This is a genomic window from Burkholderia sp. Tr-862 (assembly GCF_011753085.1).
In the GTDB taxonomy this organism is placed as follows: Bacteria; Pseudomonadota; Gammaproteobacteria; order Burkholderiales; family Burkholderiaceae; genus Burkholderia; species Burkholderia ambifaria.
This window is the reverse complement of the sequence record NZ_VWWG01000233.1, coordinates 1-7,983: the sequence shown is the minus strand read 5'-3', so window position 1 is coordinate 7,983 and position 7,983 is coordinate 1. Positions and strand designations below refer to the sequence as shown.

7 protein-coding genes are annotated in these 7,983 nt (G+C 65.4%); 6 read left to right on the top strand and 1 reads right to left on the bottom strand.

The window, feature by feature from the left end; translation table 11 throughout:
* Nucleotides 1–89: 89 nt before the first annotated feature.
* From F3J14_RS32215 to F3J14_RS32190, 6 genes are all read left to right on the top strand, one after another.
* The gene (locus F3J14_RS32215) at nucleotides 90–1,043 is read left to right on the top strand and encodes a LysR substrate-binding domain-containing protein (protein ID WP_166726364.1); all 954 of its coding nucleotides are present in this window, start codon (nucleotides 90–92) and stop codon (nucleotides 1,041–1,043) included.
* A 265-nt stretch (nucleotides 1,044–1,308) separates the two neighbouring features.
* A complete protein-coding gene (locus F3J14_RS32210) occupies nucleotides 1,309–2,595 on the top strand; it encodes a Glu/Leu/Phe/Val dehydrogenase (protein WP_006755146.1) in 1,287 nt (428 codons plus the stop codon).
* Nucleotides 2,596–2,859: 264 nt separating this feature from the next.
* Nucleotides 2,860–3,753: a glutamate/aspartate ABC transporter substrate-binding protein gene (locus tag F3J14_RS32205; protein WP_166726363.1), complete on the top strand. Its 894-nt coding sequence runs from the start codon at nucleotides 2,860–2,862 to the stop codon at nucleotides 3,751–3,753.
* 84 nt (nucleotides 3,754–3,837) lie between these two features.
* Nucleotides 3,838–4,578: an amino acid ABC transporter permease gene (locus tag F3J14_RS32200; protein WP_166726362.1), complete on the top strand. Its 741-nt coding sequence runs from the start codon at nucleotides 3,838–3,840 to the stop codon at nucleotides 4,576–4,578.
* A complete protein-coding gene (gene gltK / locus F3J14_RS32195; RefSeq protein ID WP_006755149.1) occupies nucleotides 4,578–5,255 on the top strand; it encodes a glutamate/aspartate ABC transporter permease GltK in 678 nt (225 codons plus the stop codon). The genes F3J14_RS32200 and gltK overlap by 1 nt, the downstream gene beginning before the upstream one ends.
* Nucleotides 5,252–5,977, top strand: coding sequence for an amino acid ABC transporter ATP-binding protein (locus F3J14_RS32190; protein WP_006761144.1), 726 nt, complete (start codon nucleotides 5,252–5,254; stop codon nucleotides 5,975–5,977). The genes gltK and F3J14_RS32190 overlap by 4 nt, the downstream gene beginning before the upstream one ends.
* A gap of 103 nt (nucleotides 5,978–6,080) precedes the next feature.
* On the opposite strand, the gene F3J14_RS32185 is transcribed toward F3J14_RS32190, so the two are convergent.
* Nucleotides 6,081–7,983 (bottom strand): autotransporter outer membrane beta-barrel domain-containing protein (locus F3J14_RS32185; RefSeq protein WP_166726361.1); only part of this gene is annotated, 1,903 nt, incomplete at its 5' end.

Below are 7,983 nucleotides of genomic sequence, written 5' to 3'. Positions count from 1 at the left end.
GCCGGGCCGCCCGCGACACCGCCGGCCGGGCCCGCCCGCCGGTAGAATGCAGGCTTCTTCCCGACCGCCGCCCGCCGCGCCCCGCCTGCATGGAACTGAAATGGCTCGAAGACTTCGTCTCGCTCGCGGAAACGCGCAGCTTTAGCCGGTCCGCCGAACTGCGGCACGTGTCGCAGCCCGCGTTCTCGCGGCGCATCCAGGCGCTGGAAGCATGGGTCTCGACCGAATTGATCGATCGTTCGGTCTATCCGACGCGGCTCACGCAGGCCGGCCAGATCTTCTACGAGCAGGCACTGACGATGCTGTCGCAGGCGCACGAGGCGCGCACGCTGCTGCGCGGCCACGTCGGCGCGCCGGTGCCGACGATCGAGTTCGCGGTGCCGCACACGCTGTCGCTCACGTATTTCCCGCGCTGGCTGCAGCGGATCGAGGCGAAGATGGGACAGGTCCACACGCGGCTGCGCGCGCTGAACGTGCACGATGCCGTGCTGTCGCTCGTCGAGGGCGGCTGCGATCTCGTGATGGGCTACCACCACCCGAGCCACCCGGTCGCGCTCGACCCGGCGCGCTACGAGATGCTGGTTCTCGGCAGCGAGCCGATCAGCCCGTTCTCGGCGCCGGGTCGCGCCGGCCGGCCGCGCTACACGCTGCCGGGCACGGCCGAGGCGCGCGTGCCGTACCTGTCGTATACGCCGAACGCGTATCTCGGCCGGATGACCGAAGTCATCGTTGCGAACGCACCGACGCGGCTGTTCCTCGATCGCGTCTACGAAACCGACATGGCCGAAGGGCTGAAGGCGATGGCGCTCGCGGGCCACGGCGTCGCGTTCCTGCCGCACAGCGCGGTCGAGGACGCGGTGGCCGGCGGCCGCCTGATCCGGCTCGACCGTTCGGCGCGCGGCGGCACCCATCCGTTCACGCTGACGATGGAGATTCGCCTGTACTGCGACAAGCTCGCGCTGCAGGGCGACGATCCGCGCCAGAAGCTCGTGTGCGGGCTGTGGGAAGTCGTGCGCGACGAATTGCGCGACACGGCTGAATGATGGGATCGCGCACGGCCGCGCGCGGCTGACGACAAGCTTGCCGCGCCTGTCGGACGGCTGTCCGGCGCGCGTCCGGCGTATTTCACCAACGTTTTTCGCGCAACGCGATGCACGACCGATCGCGGACGTTCTTGCGCAAATCGACCGCGGATTTGCGAAAAATCCCGATCATGCAAGAAACGCATAATCGAATAAGCAAACGGCATTGGATAAAAAAAATGGGTTTTTCGACAATGTGCGCAATCCGTTGAACGTTGGAGCATCCATGTCTTCGCAACTGCAGTCCATCCCGTCCTACCTGCACGCCGACGATCTCGGCCCGTGGGGCAACTACCTTCAGCAGGTCGATCGCGTCGCACCGTACCTCGGTTCGCTGTCGCGCTGGCTCGAAACGCTGAAGCGTCCGAAGCGCATCCTGGTCGTCGACGTGCCCATCGAGCTCGACAACGGCACCGTCGCGCACTTCGAAGGCTATCGCGTGCAGCACAACGTGTCGCGCGGTCCGGGCAAGGGCGGCGTGCGTTACCACCAGGACGTGACGCTGTCGGAAGTGATGGCGCTGTCCGCATGGATGTCGGTGAAGAACGCGGCCGTGAACGTGCCGTACGGCGGCGCGAAGGGCGGCATCCGCGTCGACCCGCGCAAGCTCTCGCGCGGTGAGCTCGAGCGCGTGACGCGTCGCTACACCAGCGAAATCGGCATCATCATCGGACCGAACACCGACATTCCGGCGCCGGACGTCAACACCAACGAACAGGTGATGGCGTGGATGATGGACACGTACTCGATGAACCAGGGCCAGACGTCGACCGGCGTCGTGACCGGCAAGCCGATCGCGCTCGGCGGTTCGCTCGGCCGCAAGGAAGCGACGGGCCGCGGCGTGTTCGTCGTCGGCTGCGAAGCGGCGAAGAAGAAGGGCCTGGAAATCGAAGGTGCACGCATCGCGGTGCAGGGCTTCGGCAACGTCGGCGGCATCGCGGCGAAGCTGTTCCAGGAAGCGGGTGCGAAGGTGATCGTGGTGCAGGATCACACGGGCACGATCTACCGACCGGCCGGCCTTGATTCGAACAAGCTGCTCGACCACGTGGCACGCACGGGCGGCGTCGCGGGCTTCGAAGGCGCCGAGCCGATGCCGAACGACGAGTTCTGGACGGTCGAGACCGACATCCTGATCCCGGCGGCACTGGAAAACCAGATCACCGAAAAGAACGCATCGAAGATCCGCACGAAGATCATCGTCGAAGGCGCGAACGGCCCGACGACGACGGCGGCCGACGACATCCTGAGCGCGAACGGCGTGCTCGTGATCCCGGACGTGATCGCGAACGCGGGCGGCGTGACCGTGTCGTACTTCGAGTGGGTGCAGGACTTCTCGAGCTTCTTCTGGACGGAAGACGAGATCAACCACCGTCTCGAGCGCGTGATGCGCGAAGCGTTCGCCGGCGTGTGGGCGGTTGCGGAAGAGCACAAGGTGTCGGTGCGTACGGCGGCGTTCATCGTCGCGTGCAAGCGCATCCTGATGGCGCGCGAAATGCGCGGCCTGTACCCCTGATCGGGCGTCGCCGATCGGCCATTGCCGATCGGCGATCGGTTGACTACGATCAAAGCATGACGCAATCCACCGGTTGCGTGCATGATCCCTCGCGGGCGGTGCCGAATCCGGCACCGCCCGCGCGTGCATTCATGCGTCACAAGCGCGCCCGAAGCCGGGAGGAAGGCTTCGTACAGGGCGATTCGTAGTGCGGTAAACAACCAGTTCTTTCAAAAATATTACTTTGATACACTGGCGCGGGTTTTAGCAAAGGAGATGACCAAAATGAAATACCACAAGGCAGTCCTGATGGTCGCGGCGCTGTGCGCGTTCGCGAGCGGCGCGCATGCACAGGAGACCGGCACGCTGAAGAAGATCAAGGACACGGGCGTGATCGCGCTGGGGCACCGCGAATCGTCGATCCCGTTCTCCTACTATGACCAGAACCAGCAGGTCGTCGGCTATTCGCGCGAATTCCAGATGAAGGTCGTGGACGCGGTGAAGAAGAAGCTGAGCCTGCCGAACCTGCAGGTCAAGAACATCCCGGTCACGTCGCAGAACCGCATCCCGCTCGTGCAGAACGGCACGGTCGACATCGAGTGCGGCTCGACGACCAACAACACCGAGCGTCAGCAGCAAGCCGCGTTCTCCGACACGATCTTCGTGATCGGCACGCGCCTGATGACGAAGAAGGATTCGGGCGTCAAGGACTTCGCCGACCTGAAGGGCAAGACGGTCGTGACCACCGCCGGCACGACGTCCGAGCGCCTGCTGCGCAAGATGAACAACGACAAGCAGCTGGGCATGAACATCATCAGCGCGAAGGACCACGGCGACTCGTTCAACACGCTCGAGTCGGGCCGCGCGGTCGCGTTCATGATGGACGACGCGCTGCTCGCGGGCGAGCGCGCGAAGGCGAAGCAGCCGGGCGAGTGGGTGATCGTCGGCACGCCGCAATCGGAAGAGGCTTACGGCTGCATGATGCGCAAGGGCGACACGGACTTCAAGAAGGTCGTCGACGACGCGATCTCGCAAGTCGAGAAGTCGGGCGAAGCCGCGAAGATCTACGCGAAGTGGTTCGAGAGCCCGATTCCGCCGAAGGGGCTGAACCTGAACTTCCCGCTGTCCGATTCGATGAAGAAGCTGTACGCGAACCCGAACGACAAGGCGCTCGACTGACCACACGGACGTTGACGCAGTAATGACGCTACTGAAACGGAAGAGGCCACGCTTCTTCCGTTTCTTTTTGCTGGAGTCTTGCCTATGTCTTACCACTGGAACTGGGGCATCTTCCTGAGCCCCGTATCGACCGGCGAGCCGACGACTTATTTCGGATGGCTGATGTCGGGCTTCTGGGTGACGATCGAAGTGTCGCTCGTCGCCTGGGTCATCGCGCTGATCGTCGGTTCGATGTTCGGCGTGCTGCGCACGGTGCCGAACAAATGGCTGTCCGCGATCGGCACCGTCTATGTGTCGATCTTCCGGAACATCCCGCTGATCGTGCAGTTCTTCATCTGGTATCTCGTCGTGCCCGAGCTGCTGCCCGCGTCGGTCGGCACCTGGATCAAGCAACTGCCGCCGTCCACGCAGTTCTTCACCGCGTCGATCGTCTGTCTTGGCCTGTTCACCGGTGCGCGCGTGTGCGAACAGGTGCGCTCGGGGATCAACGCGCTGCCGAAGGGCCAGCGCGCGGCCGGCCTCGCGATGGGCTTCACGCAATGGCAGACGTACCGCTACGTGCTGCTGCCGGTGGCCTACCGGATCATCGTGCCGCCGCTCACGTCCGAGTTCCTGAACATCTTCAAGAACTCCGCCGTCGCGTCGACGATCGGCCTGCTCGATCTGTCCGCGCAGGCGCGCCAGCTCGTCGACTACACCGCGCAGACCTACGAGTCGTTCATCGCGGTGACGCTCGCGTACGTGGTCATCAACCTCGTCGTGATGTCGTTCATGCGCTGGATCGAAGGCCGTACGCGGCTGCCCGGCTACATCGGAGGCAAGTAATGCATCAGTTCGACTGGAGTAGTATTCCCGGCGCGATGCCGACGCTGTGGTCCGGCGCGATCGTCACGTTCAAGATCACGCTGATCGCGATCGTCGTCGGCATCGTCTGGGGCACGCTGCTGGCGCTGATGCGGCTGTCCGGCGTGAAGCCGCTCGCGTGGTTCGCGAAAGCGTACGTGACGGTGTTCCGCTCGATCCCGCTCGTGATGGTGCTGCTGTGGTTCTTCCTGATCGTGCCGCAGGTGCTGCAGGGCGTGCTCGGGCTGTCGCCGACGATCGACATCCGGCTGGCGTCGGCGATGGTCGCGTTCTCGCTGTTCGAAGCCGCGTATTATTCCGAGATCATCCGTGCCGGCATCCAGGCGGTGCCGCGCGGGCAGATGAACGCCGCGTTCGCGCTCGGCATGAACTACGCGCACGCCATGCGCCTCGTGATCCTGCCGCAGGCGTTCCGCGCGATGGTGCCGCTGCTGCTCACGCAGGCGATCGTCCTGTTCCAGGATACGTCGCTCGTGTACGTGATCAGTCTCGCGGACTTCTTCCGCACGGCCGCCAACATCGGCGATCGCGACGGCACGACCGTCGAGATGGTCCTGTTCGCGGGTGCATGCTATTTCGTGATTTGCTCGGTGGCGTCTGCCCTCGTCAAAGGTCTCCAGAAAAAGGTCACAAGATGATTTCCATCAAGAACGTTTCGAAGTGGTACGGCCAGTTTCAGGTCCTCACCGATTGCACGACCGAGGTGAAGAAAGGTGAGGTGGTCGTCGTGTGCGGTCCGTCGGGCTCGGGCAAGTCGACGCTGATCAAGACCGTCAACGGCCTCGAGCCGTTTCAGCAGGGCGAGATCCTCGTGAACGGCCAGTCGGTTGGCGACCGGAAGACGAACCTGTCGAAGCTGCGCTCGAAGGTCGGGATGGTGTTCCAGCATTTCGAGCTGTTCCCGCACCTGTCGATCACCGAGAACCTGACGCTCGCGCAGATCAAGGTGCTCGGCCGCGGCAAGGACGAAGCGAACGAGAAGGGCATGAAGCTGCTCGATCGCGTCGGCCTGAAGGCGCATGCGCACAAGTTTCCGGGGCAGCTGTCGGGCGGCCAGCAGCAGCGGGTCGCGATCGCGCGTGCGCTGTCGATGGACCCGATCGCGATGCTGTTCGACGAACCGACGTCCGCGCTCGATCCGGAGATGATCAACGAAGTGCTCGACGTGATGGTCGAGCTCGCGCAGGAAGGGATGACGATGATGGTCGTCACGCACGAAATGGGCTTCGCGAAGAAGGTTGCCCATCGCGTGATCTTCATGGACAAGGGCGCGATCGTCGAGGATGACCGCAAGGACGATTTCTTCTCGAATCCGCGGTCGGATCGCGCGAAGGACTTCCTCGCGAAAATCCTGCACTGAGCGTTCGTGCATCGCGCGCTTCGTGTGCGCGAATGCGGAAACCGCCCGGCCGAACGCCGGGCGGTTTTTTTTCGTTGGCAGCCGGACGGGTTCGCGTCGCGCGTCACCAACTGTAGCGATAACCGACCTGCCCGGTGACACCGCGCCGGTAATCGCCACCGAGGTTGCGCGCATATTTCACGTTCGCGTACAGCTCGCCCGACTTGCCGAAGCCCGCGGTCACGCCCAGGCCCAGCTCGTACCAGGTGCGGCCGAGGTGCGTCGCGAACGGCGTGCCGCCGACCATCGTCTGGCCCGGCGACAGGAAGTCGTGCAGCACGTCGGCCGTGAAGTACGGCGTCGCGGCGCCGCCGCCCGCGTTCGCGTCGAGGTTCGGCCGGAAGATCCGCACGCCGACGCGCCCGCGCAACGCGTGGGTCGTCGTGCCCGATATGGCCGACACGTTGTCGTTGAACCCGTTCAGTTTCAGGTACTGATACATCAACTGCGCCTGCGGCTCGACCGCGATCGGTGTGCCGCCGATCCCGAACGGCTTGCCGACTTCCTGCGACAGCGCGATACCGAAGCCGTTCTGCGACGCCTCGTTGCCGTAGCTGTCGCGATAGCGGTTGCCGTAGTGCGTGACCTGGCCGACGCTGTCGAAGTAGGTGCCGTCGGCGAGGTAGCGCGTCCAGTAGCCGCCGACGCTCTGCGCGTGCATCTCGACCGAGCCCGTGGACGTCGACAGGCCCGGTGTATCGGCACGCGCCATGTCGTCGAAGCTCGCGTTCGCGATGCCGATGCTCGCCGTCACGCCCGCGTGCGTGCTGCCGCCGGCCGCAGCCTGGTCGAGCGTCCAGTCCTTGCCGAACTGCGCGAAGAACGTGCGCTCGTCGGCCGCGAAGCGGCCCGCGTTCGCGTCGAGGCTCTGTCCGCCGATGCGGCCCCACACGCCGTCGCGGTTGCCCGGCGCCTGCTTCTCGAGGTTGTAGATGTCGCCGACGCGTTCGTGCAGCTTGCCGAGCGTCGAGAAGCCGTAGTCGGCGTTCAGCAGCGGCGTCATCGCATAGCCCGCGACGCCCGGGCGATACGCGAGATTGCCGCCGTTGCCGTTGCCGTTGCCATTGCCATTGCCATTGCCATTGGCGTTGCCGGACGGATGAATCGAATCGTCAGGATCCGTCGGGTCGAGTTGCGAGCGCAGGTACCAGCCGTTCGCATCGCTCTGTCCGCCGCGATAGAGCCGGTATTCGTATGCGCCAGCCTGCACCGGCCCCGCGAGATGGAACGCCGACGCGGCGGTCGTGCCGCCGTTGGCCGTGACGACCACCGGAATCCCGTCGCCGGTTGTCTGCGCGCCGGTGCCGGCCGTGTTTGCGATCTTCAGCCCCGTCGTGCCGCTCGCGGTGCCGCCGTTTACGATCAGCCGGTCGGTCGGCGAGGCATCCGCGCCGAGGTAGGTGTTCAGCGCGAGGGTGCCGCCGTAGCCGACGTAGCTGCCGGTCGTCAGCGTCCGGTAGCTGCCTGCCGCCGTCGGCGCGCCGGACGGTGCGGCGAAGGCAACCAGGCCCGCGTTGTTCAGGCTGCTCAGCACGGAGCTGCCGGTCATGCGCCACGTGCTCGTGCCGTCGACGGTCAGCGCGACCGGGTCGATCTTGCCGGTGAGCGTCGTGCCGTTCGCCAGGAGCACGTTGCCGGTGCTCGACGCGTCGGAGACGATGTCGCCGCTCAGGTTGACCGCCGATGCGTTGAGGGTCGCGGTGCTGCCGTTCGCGAGGTCCAGCAACGTGCCGTTGCCGGCCGTCACGACGGTGCCGTTGCGCACCGCGATGTCGACCGTACCGCCGCGCGCAGCGAACGCCGGCCCGGCGACGGACGCGACGCTGCCGCCGTCGACCAGCACCGCGCTCGTCGCGCCGGTCGCGAGCGTGTCGGTGCTCAGCACGCCGCCGGTTGCGCCCTTGAGCGTCGTGCCGGTCAGTGCGAGCACGCCGCCGCTGTCGACGTTCGCGCCGCTGCCGGCCGCG

Bases quoted from the DNA above. Each gene is read 5' to 3' on its own strand.
- F3J14_RS32190 (WP_006761144.1), top strand. From the start codon at position 5,252: ATGATTTCCATCAAGAACGTTTCGAAGTGGTACGGCCAGTTTCAGGTC.
- gltK (WP_006755149.1), top strand. From the start codon at position 4,578: ATGCATCAGTTCGACTGGAGTAGTATTCCCGGCGCGATGCCGACGCTG.
- F3J14_RS32210 (WP_006755146.1), top strand. From the start codon at position 1,309: ATGTCTTCGCAACTGCAGTCCATCCCGTCCTACCTGCACGCCGACGAT.
- F3J14_RS32200 (WP_166726362.1), top strand. From the start codon at position 3,838: ATGTCTTACCACTGGAACTGGGGCATCTTCCTGAGCCCCGTATCGACC.
- F3J14_RS32215 (WP_166726364.1), top strand. From the start codon at position 90: ATGGAACTGAAATGGCTCGAAGACTTCGTCTCGCTCGCGGAAACGCGC.
- F3J14_RS32205 (WP_166726363.1), top strand. From the start codon at position 2,860: ATGAAATACCACAAGGCAGTCCTGATGGTCGCGGCGCTGTGCGCGTTC.